At 45.0% G+C, this 22348-nt stretch carries 20 protein-coding genes and 1 pseudogene; 4 read left to right on the top strand and 17 right to left on the bottom strand.

Annotation, left to right across the window (positions count from 1 at the left end; genetic code table 11):
• Positions 1-14: 14 nt before the first annotated feature.
• Complete coding sequence (locus tag ACO0KY_RS18060) at positions 15-839, top strand: MetQ/NlpA family ABC transporter substrate-binding protein (RefSeq protein ID WP_423048410.1); 825 nt, start codon at positions 15-17, stop codon at positions 837-839.
• Positions 840-1076: 237 nt separating this feature from the next.
• Here ACO0KY_RS18060 and ACO0KY_RS18055 read toward each other — a convergent pair whose 3' ends face one another.
• The 3 genes from ACO0KY_RS18055 to gloB all read right to left on the bottom strand — a co-directional run bounded on the left by ACO0KY_RS18055 (position 1077) and on the right by gloB (position 3825).
• Entirely contained in the window at positions 1077-1652 is a 576-nt protein-coding gene (locus tag ACO0KY_RS18055) for an elongation factor P (RefSeq protein ID WP_186914055.1), read from the bottom strand.
• Between the two features lie 137 nt (positions 1653-1789).
• Complete coding sequence (gene earP / locus ACO0KY_RS18050) at positions 1790-2959, bottom strand: elongation factor P maturation arginine rhamnosyltransferase EarP (protein ID WP_423048408.1); 1170 nt, start codon at positions 2957-2959, stop codon at positions 1790-1792.
• Positions 2960-3012: 53 nt separating this feature from the next.
• Positions 3013-3825 carry a hydroxyacylglutathione hydrolase gene (gene gloB, locus ACO0KY_RS18045; RefSeq protein WP_423048406.1) on the bottom strand — a complete coding sequence of 271 codons (813 nt, stop codon included), beginning with the start codon at positions 3823-3825 and terminating at the stop codon, positions 3013-3015.
• A 15-nt stretch (positions 3826-3840) separates the two neighbouring features.
• Between gloB and ACO0KY_RS18040 the strand changes: the two genes are divergently transcribed.
• Positions 3841-4605 carry a class I SAM-dependent methyltransferase gene (locus ACO0KY_RS18040; protein ID WP_423048404.1) on the top strand — a complete coding sequence of 255 codons (765 nt, stop codon included), beginning with the start codon at positions 3841-3843 and terminating at the stop codon, positions 4603-4605.
• 3 nt (positions 4606-4608) lie between these two features.
• A complete protein-coding gene (rnhA, locus tag ACO0KY_RS18035) occupies positions 4609-5055 on the top strand; it encodes a ribonuclease HI (RefSeq protein WP_423048402.1) in 447 nt (148 codons plus the stop codon).
• A 28-nt stretch (positions 5056-5083) separates the two neighbouring features.
• Here rnhA and ACO0KY_RS18030 read toward each other — a convergent pair whose 3' ends face one another.
• On the bottom strand, positions 5084-5302 hold the full coding sequence (locus tag ACO0KY_RS18030) for a hypothetical protein (protein ID WP_423048400.1): 219 nt from the start codon (positions 5300-5302) through the stop codon (positions 5084-5086).
• Positions 5303-5665: 363 nt separating this feature from the next.
• On the opposite strand from ACO0KY_RS18030, the pseudogene ACO0KY_RS18025 reads away from it, so the two are divergent.
• A pseudogene (locus ACO0KY_RS18025) lies at positions 5666-5815 on the top strand (IS6 family transposase); the annotation flags it as partial.
• Between the two features lie 93 nt (positions 5816-5908).
• Here ACO0KY_RS18025 and ACO0KY_RS18020 read toward each other — a convergent pair.
• From ACO0KY_RS18020 to bcsZ, 13 genes are all read right to left on the bottom strand, one after another.
• Complete coding sequence (locus ACO0KY_RS18020) at positions 5909-7183, bottom strand: hypothetical protein (RefSeq protein ID WP_423048398.1); 1275 nt, start codon at positions 7181-7183, stop codon at positions 5909-5911.
• A gap of 73 nt (positions 7184-7256) precedes the next feature.
• Positions 7257-8342, bottom strand: coding sequence for a ferritin-like domain-containing protein (locus ACO0KY_RS18015; RefSeq protein ID WP_423048396.1), 1086 nt, complete (start codon positions 8340-8342; stop codon positions 7257-7259).
• Positions 8339-10210: a GMC family oxidoreductase gene (locus ACO0KY_RS18010; RefSeq protein WP_423048394.1), complete on the bottom strand. Its 1872-nt coding sequence runs from the start codon at positions 10208-10210 to the stop codon at positions 8339-8341. The genes ACO0KY_RS18015 and ACO0KY_RS18010 overlap by 4 nt, the downstream gene beginning before the upstream one ends.
• Before the next feature lie 120 nt (positions 10211-10330).
• Positions 10331-10795 carry a hypothetical protein gene (locus ACO0KY_RS18005; RefSeq protein ID WP_423048392.1) on the bottom strand — a complete coding sequence of 155 codons (465 nt, stop codon included), beginning with the start codon at positions 10793-10795 and terminating at the stop codon, positions 10331-10333.
• Between the two features lie 98 nt (positions 10796-10893).
• Positions 10894-12354: an FAD-binding oxidoreductase gene (locus ACO0KY_RS18000; RefSeq protein WP_423048390.1), complete on the bottom strand. Its 1461-nt coding sequence runs from the start codon at positions 12352-12354 to the stop codon at positions 10894-10896.
• Between the two features lie 11 nt (positions 12355-12365).
• The gene (locus tag ACO0KY_RS17995) at positions 12366-13139 is read right to left on the bottom strand and encodes a putative quinol monooxygenase (protein ID WP_423048388.1); all 774 of its coding nucleotides are present in this window, start codon (positions 13137-13139) and stop codon (positions 12366-12368) included.
• A gap of 99 nt (positions 13140-13238) precedes the next feature.
• Complete coding sequence (locus tag ACO0KY_RS17990) at positions 13239-14639, bottom strand: D-arabinono-1,4-lactone oxidase (RefSeq protein ID WP_423048372.1); 1401 nt, start codon at positions 14637-14639, stop codon at positions 13239-13241.
• A 623-nt stretch (positions 14640-15262) separates the two neighbouring features.
• Positions 15263-16105, bottom strand: coding sequence for a hypothetical protein (locus ACO0KY_RS17985; RefSeq protein WP_423048369.1), 843 nt, complete (start codon positions 16103-16105; stop codon positions 15263-15265).
• A 111-nt stretch (positions 16106-16216) separates the two neighbouring features.
• A complete protein-coding gene (locus ACO0KY_RS17980) occupies positions 16217-16846 on the bottom strand; it encodes a CatA-like O-acetyltransferase (RefSeq protein ID WP_423048367.1) in 630 nt (209 codons plus the stop codon).
• 156 nt (positions 16847-17002) lie between these two features.
• A complete protein-coding gene (gene tal, locus ACO0KY_RS17975; RefSeq protein WP_423048365.1) occupies positions 17003-17938 on the bottom strand; it encodes a transaldolase in 936 nt (311 codons plus the stop codon).
• A 22-nt stretch (positions 17939-17960) separates the two neighbouring features.
• Entirely contained in the window at positions 17961-19019 is a 1059-nt protein-coding gene (gene selD, locus ACO0KY_RS17970; protein WP_423048363.1) for a selenide, water dikinase SelD, read from the bottom strand.
• Between the two features lie 256 nt (positions 19020-19275).
• Positions 19276-20721 carry a DEAD/DEAH box helicase gene (locus tag ACO0KY_RS17965; protein WP_422994205.1) on the bottom strand — a complete coding sequence of 482 codons (1446 nt, stop codon included), beginning with the start codon at positions 20719-20721 and terminating at the stop codon, positions 19276-19278.
• A gap of 327 nt (positions 20722-21048) precedes the next feature.
• Positions 21049-22287: a cellulose synthase complex periplasmic endoglucanase BcsZ gene (gene bcsZ / locus ACO0KY_RS17960; RefSeq protein ID WP_423048361.1), complete on the bottom strand. Its 1239-nt coding sequence runs from the start codon at positions 22285-22287 to the stop codon at positions 21049-21051.
• Positions 22288-22348: the final 61 nt, after the last annotated feature.

Genomic DNA, 22348 nt, shown 5'->3' with positions numbered 1-22348 from the left:
TAAGGATAGGTAATATGAAGCTCTCATTTCAACAAACAATTAAACATAGTGTGCGTACTGCAGTCGCCGCGAGCTTGACTGTTGCCAGCGTTTTTGCTGCTGGCATGGCGCATGCCGCTGATGTGTTGACGATCGCTGCAAGCCCGGTCCCTCACGCAGAAATCCTGGAATTCATTAAGCCTCAATTGGCAAAAGAAGGCGTGGATCTGAAAGTCAAAGTATTTACTGACTACATTCAACCAGCAGTACAAGTGAATGAAAAACACTTAGATGGTAATTTCTTTTTGCATCAACCGTATTTAAATGAATTTAAGAAAAGCCATTCCAATGATATCGAAGTACCTGTTGCTAAGGTACACGTTGAGCCGTTTGCCGCTTATTCAACGAAATATAAAAAAGTCGCTGATATCCCTAACGGTGCAACAGTGGCGATCCCTAACGATCCATCCAATTCTGGCCGTGCCTTATTGTTGTTGGCAAAGCAGGGTTTGTTGACGCTGAAAGATCCAACCAATATTTCGGCGACCAAGAAAGATATCATCGCCAATCCTAAGAACTTGAAATTTAAGGAGCTGGAAGCCGCAACGCTGCCACGTGTATTGAATCAGGTTGATTTGGCATTGATCAATACCAACTACGCGATTGAAGCGAAACTGAATCCAGTCAAAGATTCTTTATTCATCGAAGATGCAAATTCACCTTACGCGAACCTGTTGGTAGCGCGTGATGATAACAAAAACAGCCCAGCTTTCAAAAAACTGATCGCCGCTTTGCAATCGCCAGAAGTGAAGAAATTCATCGAAGAAAAATACAAAGGCGCTGTGGTTCCAGCGTTTTAATTGAGTATCAAATTCGGCGTGGCTGTGCCATGCCGTTTAGTAGAAATTGTCTCAAGGTGACAAGTTTATACCTCACTTATTTTTGTATGAAAGTAAGTGAGGTTTTTTTACGTTTAATCTCAAACCTGGCGTTGTAAAACGAGGTGGGTTGCATCCGCCCTACGGAGATTTTAGGTCGAAAAAAAACGCCGCAAATGATGCGGCGTTTTAGTATGCATCTCAACGAGATGCAATATTTTAGTTACGTACAACGCGTTTGTATTCGTTAGTGCGTGTATCAATCTCGATCACGTCGTCCTGGCTCACGAACAGTGGCACTTGAACGATATGGCAATGTGCTTCGATTGCGTTTTCGATTTTTGCTTCTTTCAATACGTTACCGGAAGTGTTGCCTTTAACTGCTGGCTCGGAGTACACAACTTGACGAGCGATTGTTGTTGGCAATTCTACGGAGATAGCTTTACCGTCGTAGAATACCGCTTCGCATTCCATGCCGTCTTTCAGGTAGTGCAATGCATCACCCAGGTTTTCTTCTTCGATTTCGTACTGGTTGTAATCTGCGTCCATGAATACGAACAATGGGTCAGCGAAGTAAGAGTAGGTGACTGGCTTTTTGTCCAGAACAACTACGTCAAACTTGTCATCGCCACGGAAAACGGATTCTTGTGGGCTGTTAGTCAAAAGATTTTTCATCTTCCACTTGTAGGTGAAGCCCGTGCGGCTTGAACCATTGACGTCAGAGCGCAAAACGATCATAGGCTTGCTATCGACCATAATGATGTTGCCAACACGAATTTCTTTTGCAGGTTTCATAGTAAATATACGTAAAAAGGTGATTGCATAAAAATCATCTGTTGCCTACTGGTAAAAGCCCTGCAAGCCCACGTCCGATTGAATTTGAAAATACGGTAAAAATTAACCGCATATTTTACCCCATTTTTTGCCAGTAATTAAGCAAGTGTCGTAGCAAACTGCAGTAAATTAGTGCTGAAATTGCCATTTTTGAGCATTTCTTGCTCCCATTCGGTGCTCAAAAGTGTAATTTGGGGTAGCTCAGTGAGCAAAGTTTGCCATACATCTGCCCAGTTACCGTGAAGGTCGCTTGCGGCATTCCATGTCAGGGAGAGCTTATCCAAGGTGGCGGTTTTGGCTGTGTGGCGATTTAAAAACGCCTTTAGTTTGACGTGATGCAGATTTTCATCCTGAGGATAAATATGCCAGACAAAGGGCTTGTTCGCCCATTGTGCCCGCACAAATGAGTCTTCACCACGGACAAAATTCAGGTCACACGCCCATAGCAGGCGATCGTAATCCGATTGCGGTATGAATGGCAGTACACGCACCGTTAATGCACCTTGTGTCGCATGAGTACCGGCAACGGCAGTTTGCCCGAGGAAATGGGTGATTGCATCACTCGCTACGCCTTCTGGTACCAGGCAAGTTACAGCGACCGGGCTGTTTTTCCAGGCCTCAAATAATTCATTCACGGGCGCATGTGGGTAGCAAAACAAAGAGACTTTGATTGCTTCTTGTTCGGCTGCAGTGACCCCAAGTTGCGACAAAAACTGCATGACGGCTTGGGGATCAGATTGAAATTGCTGGCGCTGTTCGCTTAATTGGGCTTCTTTGATCAAGCCACCAGTTTTATTGGTGAAGCCCGGGAAAAAGAAATACTTGGTCAACGAGTACTGTGGATGCGGCGATGGCAAGCGATGGCAGCCTTCTACCCATTCTTCAGCGCTTAACCCTTCGAGGTTAAACCAGAGCGGGCGCGGAGTGCATTGCGCCATCGTTGCAATATAGGCAGGTGGAATATCGCAGCCAAAAAATTCAATGACGATATCGGCAATATCATTCACCTTAAAAACACCATCCTGATCACGCCAATGTGTAACCTTGATGCCAGCGACATCTTGCTTGGCTTGATTTGTGTGTATCTCTGGGCAAATACGTTTAAAGCTGATTAAATCATCGACCCATAAATTTACGGTGATTCCATGCTCATGCGCAAGTTGTCTTGCCAAACGCCAGCAGATACCAATGTCACCATAGTTATCAACTACCTTACAAAATAAGGCGAGCGTTGTTTGAGCATCTTTGTTGTTACTGACTTCGAGCATGGTAATTTGAACCCTGAACCAAAAAATGTCGGTATTTTAGAGCGAGATCGCGCTCACGCGAAATTGTTTTTCCATTCGCGTAAGGCATAAAAGTTTTCTGACTCATCTATCGCTGCATCAGATGTTGATGGGCTAATTTTTTGATGCTTGCGCAGGCCAGCAATCACGCTAGGTTCTCTGATGCGCAGAAACGGGTTGGTCAATTTTTCTAATCCAATCTGCGTCGGTACAGTAGGCTGCCCCCGATCGCGTTTTGCTTGCTCAACGGCGATACGTTGTGCAAGTTGTTGGTTGTCGGGTTCAACGGTCGCAGCAAAACGCAAGTTTCCCATCGTATATTCATGGGCGCAATAAACCGCCGTGTCATCCGGCAGGCGCGCCAGTTTATCGAGGGACGATAGCATTTGTGCTGGCGTGCCTTCAAATATTCGTCCGCAACCTCCAGCGAACAGGGTGTCGCCACAAAACAGCCAGTGTTCTTGCGCTGCAAAATAAGCGATATGACCTAAAGTATGACCCGGAACGTCGATCACTGATAAAACAATACCTGGTTCTGGTAGATGAACCGTATCTCCTTCATGTAAGGGATGCGTAACTGACGAAATGCTATCATTTGCCGGGCCATACACTGGAATTGTAAGATGTGCTGCATTGGACGCTAGCAACTCCTTAACACCGCCAATATGATCAGCATGGTGGTGCGTGAGTAAAATCGCCGATAATATGAGCTTATGTTGTGCCAGCGCATGTAATATAGGCGTTGCGTCACCCGGATCGATGACAGCGGCGTATTTGCCATTGTGTATGATCCACAAATAATTGTCCTGAAACGCAGGCACAGTCAATATCGTCAGAGAGTTTTTCATAGACACATGGATGCAATGGAAAAGAACATTATAGACCTCGATGCCTGGTTGCAGTTACCGGCCGGGCGCTATGTGCTCGAATGGGAGCAAGCCTTACTGGCTAAATTGACCGTGGACATCTTTGGCTATAACGCTGTGCAAATTGGGATGCCGCAAATTGATGGCCTGGCTGCGAGCCGGATGCCAAACCGATGGCTGACCAATACCATATTGCGCGACGCAAATCCGGATGACAATGAAAAGGCGCAAAGACCCATAGTCTTATTGCACGATTTTTCTGAATTGCCATTTGATACGCAAAGCATTGATCTTATTATTTTGCCGCATGTACTGGAATTCGCCAAAGAGCCGCATCAACTCTTACGTGAGGTGGAGCGTGTTTTAATACCAGAAGGTCGTTTGATCATCAGTGGTTTTAATCAAGCCAGTTTGTGGGGTGCGAGACAGTTCGCTGGGCGTTTGAATAAGAATTATTTTTTGCCACAGCAAGGCGAATTTATCAGCTTTGCGCGGATGAAGGACTGGTTAAAATTATTAAATATGGAAGTGGGTGGACATGAGTTTGGTTGTTATGTGCCACCATGTCGTTCTGAAAAATGGCTACAGCGCTTTCATTTTATGGAAAACGCTGGTCAAAAATGGTGGCCATACCTGGGCGCTGTGTACATGGTGCAAGCGGTCAAGCGCGTACGCGGTATGCACCTGATCGGCCCCGCCTGGAAGCAAAAACGTATGGCACGTGGAAATGCGGTTGCCGTCGTTAACAAAGCAAAAAAATAAACCATGGATAAAATTGAAATTTATACGGACGGCGCATGCAAAGGTAACCCCGGCGTTGGTGGTTGGGGGGCGCTACTTGTTGCTGGTGACAAAGAAAAAGAAATGTGCGGCGGTGAAAAAGAGACCACCAACAATCGCATGGAATTGATGGCGGTGATTCAAGCGTTGGGTGCCTTAAAGCGTCCATGTCATATCACTTTGCATACCGATAGCCAATATGTGCTCAAGGGTATTACCGAGTGGATTACTGGCTGGAAAGCAAAGGGCTGGAAAACCGCCTCCAAAGCACCCGTCAAAAACGTCGACCTATGGCAAGCGCTGGATGCAGCGCAGTCCACCCACAAAATCGACTGGCGCTGGGTGCGTGGCCATACCGGACATCACGGTAATGAACGCGCGGATCAACTTGCTAATCGTGGTGTGGAAAAAGTGTTGGCGGGTGAGGCGTAAAGAGCTGGATTTAGCTTTCCTGCAAACGTTAATCAGATAAGAAGACAAACGCTAGCCGTGGAGTGGATATTGTTGATGCAGCATGAGTTTTGTCAAACGGAGAGTGCTTCCACGTTTCAGGCGATTGAGGCTGATGCTTAGATTCAAAATCGCTTATCGAATTTTTAGGAACAAAAAGAAATGTAGCAGAGCCAGCAATCAATGCAAAAAAGAACAAAAGAGCTGATTTTGATTGCGCTTTATTCATGGATGATTTGTATTGTGTTGACGATCGCCAGACTTCCGGGCATTGCAATTAGCGTGATGTGCATGCAAGGCAATATGAAAGGAATTGGAAATATGATTATATCAATTTTTTTTGCAACTAATTGTGAAAATGTCTCTGCTTACAGAGGGCTTAAGGGGTAACTGCTACCGTATCCGCCAGCAACGGCTGGCGCCGCAAATCATTGCGCAGCGCCGTAGGAATCTCCGTCGTTTAGGGCGGGGAGGATGTGCGCGCCCAGCATGGGTGCGATCATGGAGGTGAAAGTCCTTCCATGAGCTGACCACATTGAATGAAAGCAAGTACAACTGCGTATCCGATTCGCGCATCTTTAGAAGAGTGACTAGACCTATGCTTGGACTCAAATCCTTTCGAGCAGCTAAAAACGTTTTAGCTGGAATCGAACTGATGCATATGATTCGCAAAGGTCAGCTGATGAAAGAAGGCCGCGATGATCTGAATTTTGCTGACCAATTTTATGCGTGGGCAGGATAATTCCGTCAATTGCGAAGGTGGATGCAACCGTCTACTAGAAAGACGACTGGTTTTACTAATGCGACAAAACCTTAATTTGCTCTATTTCAAAATTTACCTTACATTTGGCATAAAGGCAGGACATGTTGATGGTAGCGATTCTGTTGGCACACCTTCACATGAATTAGAAAATGTAGCGCCTCCTTTTTCATCTATGCTGATAGTCCAAATAGTGTCATAGTCATCGAAATTCCATTTTGGTATCTGTTTTGCAGCAGCGGGATTGTTGTAAATCGTGTTGAATAAATAAGTCACCGCGTTCTTAATATTTCCATGCTCCCATCCCACCAATACACTTGATTGATCAAAGCTGCCGCCATATGGCGCATTACGAGTAAATAAAGCAGTTGCCAATGATGCTGGATCATTCCACTGAAACGATGCTAGTTCCAACTGCTTATTCTGCTCAATAGCAAACGGGGCAATGGTAAGTGATGGTCTGATATAGGAGCACGTAGAATCACAAGAAATAATATTGCTGGGGTTGGAAGTGAAAAAATGAGCCGGAACGCCAATTTTACGTTTTAAAATTTCATTCACACCGATCGCACGCCATGCACCTTGGCAAACTAAATTTCCATTCTCAAACGTTGAAGTAGGGTGTGCTTCGACATGTCTGAGCAAATGTACTATCTGATTTTTGTTAAAAGCGAATGACGATGCGATGGGTTTATCGGCATGAAATTTTACCGCTGCCTGACTGCAGGTTTCGCCGCCTTTTAACTTCAGAGAGGGGTAAGTTTTACCAGAAACAATGTTGTCATCGTACACAATTGCAGAATTAATGCCGTTCTCGATCGATAAAACAATATATTGATTGTAATTGTTATTGCTAATGACAGGCGCTGGAGTTGGTGAATTAAGGATTTCACTGACGGTACTATTGATTAACTCGACCGGCATAGAAACAACATAATTTCCATGGGGGTGATTGGCGAGAATATTGCTGATAATGTAGGACGGAGAATTATAAGTGGTGCGATCACCGGCGTTGACGATACTACGTGTGATGCCAAGGTTACTCAATATGCCGAAGGGTTCTATACTTTCTACCGACTTCATGCTGCTAGCTTTAGATTGCAGATCGAAGGCGTAAATTTTTCTGATATCTTTTAATTTTCCAGCAGTTGCTGTACTTAGCAATTGCCCATATAAATTAGCATGATTAAAGCCTTGAACAGATAAATTGTTAGTTTCTGGATTTGATTCGAAATTCTGAACAAAAATAAAATTCCACGCATTACTGTTAAGTGGTGGTAAGTTTTGGGCACACGTAATACTTGAAACGCAAAAAAGTAATACGCCTGCAAAAAAGGAAAAAAAGTTCATGGTTTATACTCCAAAGAAATTTAACTTCCAGCAATGTGCCCATCACCAAAATCAATGGCCTGTGAATTTACATCTACAACGGTACATACTCAAAGCTGGGTCCTGCTGTTTTGCCATTGCCGATTGGTGTATTCATCAAATCCAGTGCTTTATATTTCAAATCGTACATAAGTGGAATAGCTTTCATTAATAACTCAGGATTACCATTGCATGCATCATGAATGCTGGTTAATAACGTTATATAGGTGCGATTGAATTCATAAGTTTTATTCCAAAGTTCGCTTCCCTTTGGGTAATCCTTCATTTTTGGATTTGGTTGCATATTCAGAACATCATCCCAGTTAACTTGCACTGGGGAGCCGCTCGGTGGATCTTGCGGCGCATCCGTTGGTTGGTAACGACGCGCGAGCATAATTTCGTTAAAACGGAAATAGTGTGCGTACTCAATTTCTTCATCAAAAAATTTGTGGTCAGGATCAATGATCGAACCATTCATTCCTTCACCTTGGCCAATAATTTCATTGATCGCTTCTATGGCGTCGGAAAGACCGAAAATGGGAATAAGTTTTCCACCACCACCGTAGTAGTGGTGAGAGGAAACCTGGCGCTCTTTTTTTCCAGTAAAAATGCCACCCGGAGTGATGAAGTCAAAGTAGCGAAGTGCATGTTTGATCGCATCATAAAACTGTCCAATCGTTTTATAATTATCTGCTTCTGGCGGTGCGAGACGTTTTTTTGGTTTTTCAATATCCAAGAATATGGTCAATGTGTCTTTGGAGAGTTTTTGTAAGGGCACTAAAAATGCTTTGTCGCTGTGCGGCAAATACGTTGGATATTCTGGAATGAATTCAGGTTTGTTGATGGCCGGACTGCCGCCGATTGCATTAAGGATATTCGCTGCCAGAATCATGTGTAGCATTTCTTCCATGACAATGCTTTGTATCGTTTGATAAGCAAATGAATTACTTTGGGCATTGATAGAATACAGCGCACAAAGGTAGGTCGGAATCGTTGAGTGCTCGATTTCTATCGCCGTTTGCAGGTGACCACGCAGCTTGTCAATTGAGGTGATGCTTCCACATATTTTAAAATCGGTCTCTACGAACAACAACTGCTGGCGACGTCGTGGCATTTGATCTGGGGATGGGTGCTTGTTCATTTTTTGATCTCCTCCAATTGTTTAATGACCGCTTCGGCTGCCATATATGTCATTGCAGCCATGGTAAGGGTTGGGTTGGATGTCCCTAATGTGGGCATGTTTCCACAGCCAATCAAATACAGATTGTCATGATCCCAGGTGCGTTGTGAAGAATTGACAACGGAATCTTCTTTGCATGAACCCATACGGTGCGTACCAACAATATGGCCGGCCCCCCAAAATGTATAACCACGATCCTCCCATGTCACATAATCGGGATCGGTAGGGTTATATTGCGTATGGTCTTCAATATTATTTGCAGCAAAAATTTGATCAGATACGATCTTTGCTGCAGCAAAAGACTTGCGCATATAGTCCGAAGCATCATATTGAATAACAGGTCTGTAGTTGTTGAGTTGATCCATATAATTAGGATCAATTGTCATTCGGTTTGTTGGCTCAGGAAGTTGTTCACATTCAAAGTGCAATAAAGCTTGTCGGGTCACTGTTGAATTCAAATGTTGTCGCAATGCTTTACCAAATTTACCAGCAGCCAGAGCATTACTAACATCGGTGCCCGGGGCAAAAGTTGGCCATGCCCAGCCCCAATTATCAAAAGGAGAAATCCAGCTAGCAAAATCTTTACGGAACTCACCATCGCGGAAGGTTGGTATATAACTTGTACAACCCGGGCCACGATATGGATAGACTTTTTCAGGAAAAAGTCCCCAGGTCAGCATGACCAAATGGTCCATGATATTACGCCCGACCTGGTCGCTGGAATTGGCCGCATTGGACGCCAATAAAATTTTTGCATTCTCAAACCCACTCGCCGCCAGAATATAAATCTTGCCGGTTGCTACCGCTGTCGTGTAATACGTGGAATCGGGTTGGTCATACATTTTATAAACAATACCTGTAATTTCCTTCGTTTTATCGTCAATATTTAATGTTGAGGCAACCGCTTGAGTGATGATTTTTAGTTTGGTGCGATCCGATTTTTTGAGCGTTTTGAGCGCATTGTATTTTGCCTGTACGGGGCAAATAGGTGTGCAACTTGCATTGCCTTCGCATCGTTCTCCTGTGTAAGGACTCCAAATAGACCCTACCACCTGATAGGTGAGCTTGTTAATAAGTAATTTAAGTTTTTGGGTAGAAGGATCCCACACGACATCTCCATAACGATATTGAGGATTCGGAACAGAGTTACGACCTTGAGGGATGGTCAGGCATGACAAGGTATATTGTTTTCCATACAGATTGACTTTCAGATTTTCTGTATTTTTCTTCCACATCTGATCTTGATAAGTCGGCGGAATTTCCAACATCGGAAAAACGTAATCTTTGCCATAATTCGCTGGACTCATATCTGGTCCAATTTGAGATGCGACATCGCCAGCGACGCCGATCTCATTTTCCGCCATTTCATAATATGGTTTTAGGTCATCATATGAAATAGGCCAGTCCACCCCTTGACCATAGAGTGTCTTTAACTGAAAGTCACGCGGCAACATGCGTGGTACGCTTCCTAGCCAATGCAGCGTCGTACCGCCAGGCCCCCGCAAACAATCACTGGCAAAGGGTAGCGGTCCCATCTGAACTAAATAGCCCGAGTTGTAAGGTGTTTTTGCTTGAATTTGTAATACGTCTACTGATTGCGCATCGGTCAAATCTGGATAAGGGCCGTTCGTCGCTTTGTTTGTTTTACTGTAAAAGGTCGTAAGGTATTGTTGATAATTTTTGTATGCAATATCACGATCCATGGCGATGCCAGCTTCCAATCCTGCCTCTAACATAAGAACAGACTTACCCGCTTGGGTCAGTGTTTTAGCCATAATGGCGCCAGCAATACCGGTACCTACAATCACCACATCGAATTCTTGAGTCATAGTTTTCTTCGCCGTTGATTCATGAATTACATTTTCAATTGCAGCTTACGTGCAATGGAAAATGCCTGCTTTTAGTCGCTGAATTGATGCATTATTTGACTTGAGATATGTACTAACGCATTACTTTGAAATCTGAACCGGAGGAACCGCCCACGACCCATATCCGGGTTGCTTGGCACCTGGTGGATGCGTCTCAGATGCCGGCCAAACAAGACTTTTTACATAGGCATCGGGACTGATATTGCTGACTTGCGCAATATTGGCATTTGGCGCATTGACATCGGGCATCCACGCGCCGTTGTACCACATGTTGATGATGTTCTGCGCCAGATTGTTATAGCAGGAAGTTGGAAATAATAAGCGCGATATGAGTGCGTTCGTTTTTTCTTCATCGCCCCCGCCCTCAGCCAGAACAGTCTGGACAGCTTGAAAAAAATGATCGATGCATGACGCCGTATTCTTGGTGATGATCGTTTGAAAATACGTGTCAACCATTCCCGTACCTTGTAGTTCAACTTCATCAAAACCGGTTAGCCAAACTGAAATAGTCAGAAATAAATCTGCATTACTTTTGTGTGTATTCATAATTTAAAAATAGTTGAATTACATTGTTTATAAGCGGCTTTTTGAAGCAATTTTTAGACGGTAAATCAGCATCCTGAATCATGTATTATTTGCTATGATTATTTAAAATTAGTTCGATTAAGCGGACTTAAATCAACAGTTTCTGGTCGACTGAAATCAAGTTTTTCAGGATTAAAATCTGAATTCACGGCCTGTTGGAAATGGAATACGTTTTCTGGATCAACGTGTTTTTTGATTTTTTCCAAACGCTCTATATTTGGCCCGTAATATTGCACTTTCCAATCATGTAGTAGCGGGTCAATATAATTAACATAGCCACCATCCGCATGAACGAGCAATTCCTCGACGAATTGATAGCCCCATGCGACGTTCGAAAAAGCAGTAGTAGGGTCGTCCCAGATGGTCTTTAGCTGGAAGACAAACTCTGCTTCACGGTGAGGATAGGCCGTCTCGTCCGGACGTTTGGCTTTGATACGCCCACCCGTATGCATCCACGTCGCAAAGCTTTCCGACGACGGTGCTGAGAGCATATTTCGTTTGAATATTTCTGCCACTTCTGGCGTTAATGCACCTGGTGCAAAGACCGCTGAGCGAATATAGGCATCTCGATTTTCGACCAAGGTAAATTTTCCATTGGCGATTTCATAGTCAATCAGGCTGGTATTGTAGATGTTGGTGTAGATAGGCTTGAATTTAAGCAGTGGAGAAATTAACTCAAATCCCTCTTCGTAGCTGCCGTTATAAACTGCGGTCAAACACAAGGCTTGAACCTGTTGCCCTGCTTCTGGTGGCGTCATTCCCAAATAACCATAGACTGCTAAGGTATCTGGAACGGTGAGAATCCATTCATTGTAAAAGGAAAGTATTTCTTGAATTTGTTCTATCGGAAAACTTAATGAGCCACCAAAGATAGTTGGTGTATTTGTTCTATGAAGTTGAATTTTCATTTCAACTACAATACCAAAATTGCCGCCGCCACCGCCTTGGCAAGCCCAAAACAAATCTTCGTCTTCTTTCGACTTGTAGGCGTCGCGTTGTATCGTTTTTATGTCGCCATCAGCAGTAACAATCATTATTTCAAGTAAGCTATCAATGGCCATACCCAAAGAGCGTGAAACCCAACTTAAGCCGCCCCCCAAAATAAAACCACCGACACCTACGGTTGAGCAGGCACCACCAACCGGTATCAGTCCGGTATTACTCGCACCAAGAAATTGATAGACATCTAACCAGGAAACACCTGCCTGCATACGTAAGGTGCTTTGTTCTGTATCGATATGTTTGGCCACTAAGTTGCACATATCGATAACAAAACCACTATTATTTAAGCAATACCCATTAGCACTGTGCCCACCGCCACGAACGGTGACGGTGATTTTATGCTGTTTGGAGAACTTTAAAACATTGGCAATGTCTTTTGCATTGATCGGAAAAATAATCGCCGCTGGTTCTCTTTGGGCTCTTCCATTGTCTAGAGTGATGGCATGCAGGTAGGCCGATTCGTTTGGCAATGCGACCGTGCCGCCGATAATACTTTTTAATTCATCGATAAGTTTCATCGTAACCATGTTCAATCCCAGTTTTTTTGGCGAATAAATCCATCAAAGAAGCGCAAATTTTGTTCTTCAATAAAAGGTACGGATGGGGCATTACATGACGCGACAAAATAGTCTTTGTACTTGCTGAGAAAACGTGCATTCCAATTGGCGTAGTGTTCTGTCTGTGCTTGCTCATTTTGATAAGCCGCGATGAAATTGATTTCACCGTCTGGTGCCGGAGGAGCAGTCTTACCTTGCTCTGGATTTGTAAAGAAGTACATCAACGTTCCTGGCTCATTTTTTTTCACCCATAACGAAAATTCATAAAGGGCGTTGAGGAGCTCATGCTTGTTTTTTTCTGGCTTTACCCACCATCTCGCATTTTGTGTAACCTGGGCGTGCTTGAATCCATCCGGGCGAATAAATCCACAGGGTGCACCTCCTGATGTGGGGCGAAAACGCGCACAGCAATCCGTCAAGACCAAAGGCTCTGCAGTGTTCATTGCATAGGGATAAAAGCTATTCTTATATGGGTCACTAATTGCTTTTACGAACGCATCGATGTGCGTGGAAAAAGCCGCTGGGCTAGCATAGCTTTCGATGAAAAATAGTTCTGTTGGGACCTGGGATGGTTGATTTGCGACTTGCAGATTAGGCGTATACATCAAATAAGTAAAAGTGCCCGGTTCGGTTTCGTTTATTTGTTTCACAAACTCACGAAATGCTGCCATAACCTGCTCGTTGCCCTGAGGGTTTTTTAACCACCATTTGGTGAATTGGATGGTATCTATATATTCGGTTGTCATCATTTTTTCCCGGTGTAGAAAAGTGGATGCTGCCATTACAAAGAAAGCGCCGCCAAACAATGTGGCCAGAGGTATTCCCGCCCAGCCAATACGTCTACATCAGGTAAAAAAGAGGGACTTCAAATATTGATTGACAAAGACGCCCTCAGGATCAACGCCAGCTTTTGCTTTTAAAGCATTGAATTCGTTTAGCTGTGCTCCGAAAGCGCGTTTCATATTGGGTATGGTTTCCGGCATAAATTGAAAACCTTTTGCCCAATGTGGACGAGCCTGTGGCAATTCATGGAGCAGGTCTTGTACTAATTGACCGGCGAACTCAGTGAACAGGTCAGTTTTATAAAAACTGTTGAATTCCATCCATGCTGTATAGGTATTTCCTTTGGCTGGTGAGAGCGTTGCATGGCTATTTTTTGTGAACCGAAATCCCATTGCACCATTGAGTGGATAGAGGCCAGCTTGCTGCCATTTCTCAACGCGCTCAATACAAATGCGGAATGCCTTGCGTACATCGTTGAACTCTTCATCGATATTGAAGGCAAATTCAATATCTAATATTTTGTACGGGAGTATCGGACTGTAATCGGTGTTATGTAGGTAGTCGGTGATATTGCAGACATAGTCGTACAAGCTCATCATACGAAAACCAGCTCTGATGATATCGGGAGTTTGTGTCGGATCCGTTTCTAATGCGCTCAATGAAGTTGCTCCGATCGCAGCATTTAACGTCACATCAAAAGCAGAGCTTGGTGGTGCGGGGCCGACACGTGTGACAGGTAAGGTCGTTTTGTTAGCCTTCTGCATAAAGACCTGATCATTAAATGGAAACCAGGATACTTCTGCGTAGTCATTATCTAATACAAAGGACTTCAGCTCTTTTAGGCAGTCGACAATTGAACACTTGAATTCATTAACTTGTACATTGAATGCAGGCGGTACCTTAAAGGTAATGTTGACGATAATTCCAAACATCCCTAATGCCAGTTTAGCAGCATTCAATAAAGCGGGATCGGTCTCATCAAAGCTAGCCACCTCTCCATGAGACGTGATAACTTCGAGCGCTACAACATAGTCTGACGTGGTCAGCATATTGATGCCAGATCCATGGCAGCCGGTGGAGACAATGCCACCGTAGGTGGCCTCACCGACACCTTGTCCTACATCCGATGGCAGGCAGACTGAATTTTCGATCAGGATAGGCGTGAGTTGATCCACGGTAACTCCAGGACCGATCGTTACCTGACTACGGTCTGGTGCCACGAATATAGTATTGAATTTGGACATTGAAATCAGGATGTCATTCGTTGGTACTAAGGGACTCCAGCTATGACCTGTTCCTACGACACGAATAGTTTTTCCCGCTTGGCGCGCATCATTGACAATAGTGATGACTTCAGCAATAGAATGGGGGGTATAAATTTTTTCCGGGGTAGTAGTGACTGATTGTCCCCAGTTTTGCCAAATGTGCGCGGGATCGATATTTCTGGTGCTGATTTTATTCATTAATTGCCTCGATTCTTGTAAGGAACGGCGAACATTAACTTCTTAAAATTGCAAACCTGAATTGCTATTTGATATTCACTGCTCTCATTGAGATGACGCAGAAATTGCATCATATACTACATTAATTATCTAAAACGTATTTATTTGAGATATTGTTAAACATGTTAAATAAGCAACAATACAGTGAATTAAATTAATCGATCTAAATTTCGCTGGAAATAAAAAATAAGAAATCCGGTGGTTGTGTAGCAAAAAGCAATTTTAAAAGATAAAGCGAGCGAATTCCTGATGGATGCGCTCAATCATGCAATTGATGCAGGTTGGCGAAGTGGAGATATTGAGCGATTGTTGAGAGATTAATCTGTCAATCTCAATTAAATTCTTTCTAAGAAATGCTTAAAATATCAGCAAGTCACGTGAAAACACGAAAATACATCCCAATACCGACGAAAAAATGAGGATCAAATTCGTCGGCATCGTGTTAGATTTTGGCGAAATGCGAGATTGATTGAAATCACATTGTAATTTTAGAGATTTTTATTGAACTTGTTCGATTAACGGCCAGGGAGTCTAAATGGAACAGCTAATCGTGCAAATATCTCTGCTTGCAGAGGGTTTAAGAGCTAACTGCTTCCGCATCCTCCGCCACAGCTGGAGCCGCAACTCGATCCGCAGCTAGAACCGCCGCAGTCGCCCGAATGTCCAGGGCTACAGTCGCTGCTTGATCCGCTGTCGATAGAAAAACTACCACAGCTTGAGCCATCACTCGAGGAATGATTCGTTTTTGATGCTGCTCGATTTCTGTTACTCGCCAGGCTTGGTTGAAGAAGTTGTTCGAAAGTGTACTGATTGATTAGTCCGAGGGCGAGTAATTGTGCTGGTTGAAAACTGTGAGGGAAATGCATGCTGCCGGATGCTTTTCCTTTGGAGGTTATAGGCTGAAATCCTAGCCTGTCTGCGATGTGTTGATACGCGTATCCATACGGCATTTTCAGGCGTAGATCTAAGGTGAATAAAGACGGAACTTCGGAACTTACTTCCGATATACCATCTAACCTTCTGGCGGTCACCAGACAAACGGCAAGTGCATTTTCTATCGAGCCCGGCATATCCGAATGTTCTATATGTGGAATGGTGCGGCCAAAATGTTCCATGCAAAATTTATCGAGAGAAATGGATGAGAATTTATTCCAGGCATGCCATACAGAGTCGGCTGCCTTCGATGGCAGGGCGCAAGCTTGCTGGCTGCATGTAACGCAGTCGAAAAAATTCATGAGTCCTTCGCTCGCCTGGGCGAAAAAAAAGGCATTCTGTGGAATGCCCGGAAATTCGAATTGCGCTGTTTTTTGCCAGTACATAAAAAGCGATGGCGGCATTGCTAGTAAGCGTGAGCGATAACGAGACTGGCGTATAAACCACGTCGCACGATATTGCGCCAGTTGGCCATTTAGATTTTCTATTAACATTTGATCTCCTTTTTTGTTGTTTTTGTAAAGTCATGGTAGAACAAATTAATGACTTTTCAATGACTTCCGTATCAGGAAAACTACGTATTCTTTTTTTTACTGAGTAGCGTCTTATGATTGCAGTTCTATTTCCAAACGCTGTAAAAATTGATGCACGTGATACGCATCCACCAGGCCATGATGGACAAATGTACCGACTGGCATCAGCATTTTTCCATGTTTTTGTTCACACTTTCCCACTGAAATCTTCGGCACACTGTCACGGCCATCGAGTTGGCGTGCATGTGTGATCCCAGTGAATTTAATCCATGGCATCGCCGAGAAATGGATCACATCATCACGTGCGCATTCGTCATTGAAGCATAGTCCGCTGCTGTCCTTCACTTTTTGCATTGCCAATTGTGCCTCAGGCGCAAATTGCGAAAAATCTGGTTTGAAGTAAATCGGGCAAAAACCAAATGTATGGTCGGCGCGACTAATCGTGGCATTGACGTGGATAGTGTCATACACGACCACTTGTTGATTTTCAATCCGATATCGCATGGCTTCGGTGTGATTGATGGCGATCAGGGTTTTGTGCAGGTAATACAGAAAAAATGATTGTTGCTCTTGTTTGCAGAATGCATATGCCTTACTGCAATCGACATCGGCAATAATGCCGTGAAATGGCTCATCTAATTGCGAAAAAAATTGGTAATGTTCGCGGCGATTCCAGGTGCTAAGGTCGAGAATTTTTTTCATATTCGGTGGTCAGTGCGGCTGAGGGCAATGCGATGGCCATTGCCAAAAAAATAGGGATAGTCAGACTATCCCTATTTTGTCATGCTTAGCAAATTTTTTCTTGTGCTAACTCAGTACGAGCCTAGCGATGCCTTAGCGCAAGGGTTTAATTAACGATTAACGCATTGCTGCAATCATTTGTTCTAACTTGACTGTATCAGCACAGAATGCACGTATGCCTTCGGACAGTTTTTCAGTTGCCATCGCATCTTCATTGAGCTGGAAGCGGAAAACCTTTTCGTTCATGTCGATTTTGCTGACATCCGATGCCTGAGCCAGTTCTGTGCTCAGTTTTTGGGTTACGGTACTGCTAGAGTCAGCCAGTTTTTGCAATAAATCCGGGCTAATGGTCAATAAGTCGCAGCCTGCTAATTCCAGAATTTGTGACGTATTGCGGAAGCTTGCACCCATGACTTCGGTTTTGTAACCAAACTTGCGGTAGTACGAGTAAATGCGTTTAACCGACAACACGCCCGGGTCATCGGCGCCGAAAATTTCCTGACCGGTTTTTGCTTTATACCAGTCGTAAATGCGACCAACGAACGGTGAAATTAATTGCGCGCCCGCTTCTGCGCATGCAACTGCTTGTGCCAGACTAAATAACAAGGTCATGTTGCAGCGGATGCCTTCTTTTTCCAGAACTTCCGCAGCGCGGATGCCTTCCCAAGTAGAGGCGATCTTGATCAGAATGCGTTCACGTGAAATGCCAGCAGCTTCGTACATGGCGATCAGTTGACGGCCTTTGGCGACGGTTGCTTCAGTGTCAAAAGACAAGCGTGCATCTGTTTCCGTAGAAACGCGCCCTGGAATTTCTTTTAAGATCTCTAAGCCAAAAGCGATCAGCAAATGGTCGATGGTTTCGTCGATCGATTTACCTTTGGTGTCGGCAACGGCTTTTTCCAGCAAATGCTTATATTCTGGTTTTTGTACCGCTTTTAAAATCAGCGATGGGTTGGTGGTCGCGTCGCGCGGAGTGTAAGCCTTGATTGCCTGGAAATCGCCAGTGTCGGCAACGACAGTTGTGTACTGCTTGAGTTGTTCTAATTGATTCATAGTGTGGACAATATCAAAAACATCAGGGGTTGACTTCAACGATAGGTGATCCTGTAACGATATCACCAATCACGGCAGCTTCATAGAAGCCACCCTCACGGAAAATAGCTAAAACTTGTTCTACAGCACCAGCATCGCACGAGACCAATAAGCCGCCCGAGGTTTGCGGGTCGGTGAGTAATGCTTGCTGTGCCGGGCTGATGTCGGTGTGTAATTTGACGTCGGCACCATAGGCTGCCCAGTTTCTGGCGGAAGCGCCGGTGATAAAGCCATCAGTTGCTAATTGTTCGACTTTGTCTAGCCGCGGAATATGTTGCATCGTCAGATTCGCTTGTACTTTGGCACCACGACAGACTTCTAATAAATGGCCTAACAGTCCGAAACCAGTCACATCTGTCATGGCATTGACGCCAACGAGTTGCGACAGATGTTGACCGGGACGATTTAATTTGGTGGTGCTGGCGATCATGCTTGCATAGCCAGTCTCGTCCAGTGCTTGTTTTTTGAGTGCGGCGGAAAGGATTCCTACGCCCAGGGGTTTGCCCAGAATTAACTTATCGCCAGGTTTGGCGTCGGCATTGCGTTTGACTTTAGATGGATGAATTAAACCCATTACGACCAGACCGTAAATGGGTTCAACTGAATCGATTGTATGGCCGCCAGCAATAGGAATGCCTGCTTCGGCGCAGATGGATTCTCCACCCTGAATGATTTTGCCGATCATATCCAAAGGCAGCTTGTTGATCGGCATACCGACCAGTGCCAATGCCATGATAGGTGTGCCGCCCATGGCGTACACGTCAGAAATTGCGTTGGTGGCAGCAATGCGCCCAAAATCAAATGGATCATCGACGATAGGCATGAAGAAATCAGTGGTCGCGATCAGTGCCTGCTCATCATTGAGTTTGTAGACGGCGGCATCATCGGAGGTTTCTATGCCGACCATGAGCGCGGGTGGAACCGGAAAGCCAGTCGATTTTTTGAGAATTTCAGACAAAACGCCTGGTGCAATTTTGCAGCCGCAGCCGCCACCGTGGGAAAAAGAGGTTAAACGTATTGGTGGCTCGGTATTCGTTGTCATGGCTTTTTCTATTGTGGCGTTCATCAAACATCTGATTATACGCCCGACATTGACTGGTTAGCGGTAACACAATAAAACTTATGGCAAAGAGCCATTGAGCTTGTTAGGTATTATTAGGTCTTATTAGGTCTGATTAGGTCTGATTTTTATCATTTCTCTAAGTATAAAAAAAGCGACCACCGAAGTGATCGCTTTTTGATGATATGGCTTATCTGATAATGGCTATATTGACCTTATCAGTCTGGCATATCAGGTATCAATAGTCGCCAAATGAACGACGTGTGCTGCCTTCGTTGGAGCGATTGCCCTTGTAGCCGCCGCTGCCTTCTTTGCGTGGACCTGAGCCAGTGCCGTTACCGGAACCTGCTGGTTTGCTGAAAGAGCGTTGTGCAGGCTTGTTGGCGCCAAAGTTGTTGCCAGTTTTGCGGCTGTCGCCTGGTTTCCAACCGGTTGGCTTACGTGCTGTAGAAGAGCGCGATGGTGCAGCCGTTTTCTTTGGTTCAAAACCTTCAATGACATCGACAGGAATCAATTGCTTTGTGAAACGTTCGATACGCTTGACGTGCATGCTTTCTGCATGATTCACCAAAGAAACTGCCAGACCTTTGCGACCCGCACGACCAGTACGACCGATGCGGTGTACGTAATCTTCTGGGAACTTAGGCAAATCGTAGTTGAATACGTGTGTGATGCCTGGTACGTCGATACCGCGGGCAGCAACGTCAGTTGCAACCAAAACGCGGATCTGACCACGACGCAAGCCATCCAATGTACGGTTACGGGCGCCTTGATGCATGTCGCCGTGCAATGCGGCAGCAGCGAAACCAGCGATGTTCAGACGATCTGCGATCGTATCTGCATCACGCTTAGTTGCAGTAAATACCACAGCCTGATCAACAGAAACGTCACGCAACAGGTGATCCAGCATGCGATTTTTGTGCGACAAATCATCCACGAAGTGGACTTTTTGCTGAATGTTTTCATGCTTACTTGCAGAACCGGCGATCTGAACGATCAATGGTTCAGTCGTGATACGTTTTGCCATGTTGCCAACAACGCCATCCAATGTCGCAGAGAACAACATGGTTTGACGTGTAGGAGGTGTAGCTGCAACGATTTTTTCGATGTCGTCGATGAAACCCATATCCAACATACGGTCAGCTTCGTCCAGAACCAACATTTGCAGTTCGGAGAAGTCAATCTTGCCAGATTCCATGTGGTCGATCAGACGACCAGGTGTTGCCACCAGAATTTCTGGATTACGGGACAATAATTGCATTTGTTTTGGGTAAGGCATACCACCCAAAATCGATACGGCCTTGATGCGGCGGGAATAAGCACTGTATTTGTCAGTCGCTGTTGTAACTTGCAAAGCCAGTTCACGTGTTGGTGTCAGTACCAACATTTTTGGTTTTGCAGCAACGAAACGTGGGCGATCACCACGAGAACGTGCCGATTGACGTTCCTGGTTAGGTGTTTTGCTGTTGTCATAGCTGACAACTTCAGCGGAAATCAATTTGTGCAAAGCTGGCAACATGAATGCTGCTGTTTTACCGGAACCAGTTTGGGAGGAGACCATCAGGTCACGACCTTCAATCGCAGCAGGAATAGCTTGTTCTTGTACCGATGTTGGCTTGGTGTAGCCAGAGTCAGTCAATGCGCGGATCAGGTTAACGTGGAGGCCTAGTGCTTCAAAACTCATGGAATTCTTTCGTAAAAATTTAGCGCGATGCAAACGTAACGCGCGCAAAAATGCAGCGCCAACCAAACGAAATGAACACAGAAAATCCAACTACGGACGACAATGAGATTTCGGCACAAAAGCTTTGCGCCGGGATGATGTCTTTGGTGAGACTAGACATGCTGGGCGGGAGGGCTTTTACATGCTCTATCCAGATGGATGAGCACAGGCTTGCGATGCTACAGTTCTTTTGCTGCGATTTATTGCGGTGCAAAAACAGAATGATACATGATTTTGAAGAATATCGCAGAAGTATTTGCACCTAACACGTTGATTATGCTGGTTACACTAGCTTTTTGGCTTACATGCGCCTTGCCAGTCCAGTTCCGCATAGCCATTCGCGCGGAAGCGGAAACGCTGATCCAACCACCCCTGGGCAAATAAGGCCAGTACCTGGTCGTAATAGAGATCGGGCTTGATTGGTAATGCTTGCAGGCGCAATTGCTGTTGTTGCAATGTTTTGGTATTTTTGCTGGCATGCAAAAAAGGCAGTAAGGCAGCAGAAAATCCGCTACTTCCTACGCTTTTAACCTCGCCAGTCTGGATATCAACAAATTCTGGCGGGTAGCCTTTGCTCTCAGTTAAGTTCGCCATGGGTTGCAGGGTTTTAAGCAAAATAGGCCGATCGCTATCTTTATCGGCCATCATGCCAGCCCACAAATAAACACGGATCGCATTGTAGCCACCGTAACCTTTTTCTGTGCCTTGGCTATCTACCGTAAAACCTTGTTCTGGATTGAACAGTATCCAGTCGGCACTATATCCCTTGGGCGAAGCGCCCAGAATAATTTTGAGTGACGAGGAAATTAATTTTTTCCAGCGCGGATCTTTGTCGCTGTGCTCAAACCAACGCAGTAGTTGCAGTGGGGTATAGCTGGGATTGAGCTTCCACTGATTATTCGCTAATGCAAAACCCTTGGGAGCGGGTAGGAGCGTTAGCCCAAGTTGAGGCAACTCTGCGGTTTCTTCACTGAGTATACGCTGGGCAAGCAGTGTTGAAAGGGCCGTGTACCGTTTATCTTTCCAGACTTCACCCGCAATCCCGAGTGCATAGGCGATCCACAAATCGGCGTCAGATGCTGAGTTATTGTCGACCACACCCCAAGTATTGTCTGGCCTTTGTCCCCATTGCCACGCTGGTAAATGGGCCGTCAGGTCGCCACTGGCAAGATTATTTTCGGTCCATGTCAGGAGTGATTGGAAGCTAGCCTTGTCGTTAGCCGCAAGGGCAAAAAACATCGCGTAAGCCTGGCCTTCAGACACCGTGGGTTTGATGCTACCGCTATGATCAACCACGCGACCATCGGCGGTGATGAAGGTGCGTTTGAATTGCTCCCATTCTGACCATGTGCCTGAGCAAGTGGCGCTGGCTATTACTGATTGTGAAGTGAAAAGGCTGACGAGTCCGGCAGAGACGGCAATGAGCGCTTTTTTCCATTGCTGGCGCAATGAGTGTCGTAAAAAGTACTTTGGTGGTTTCATAGTTTCGTTGAGTAAAGCAAGTGAGCCTGATACGATGCCTGACATATTAAATACCGATAAACTACAAGTGTTTTTGCTGTCGTCCGACAGTGTAATCTATGGAGGC

Origin of the sequence: Undibacterium sp. Dicai25W, assembly GCF_049340505.1 — a bacterium.
In the GTDB taxonomy this organism is placed as follows: domain Bacteria; phylum Pseudomonadota; class Gammaproteobacteria; order Burkholderiales; family Burkholderiaceae_D; genus Undibacterium; species Undibacterium jejuense.
Note: the sequence above shows the minus strand (reverse complement) of the source record. Positions and strands in the feature narration are given on the sequence as shown.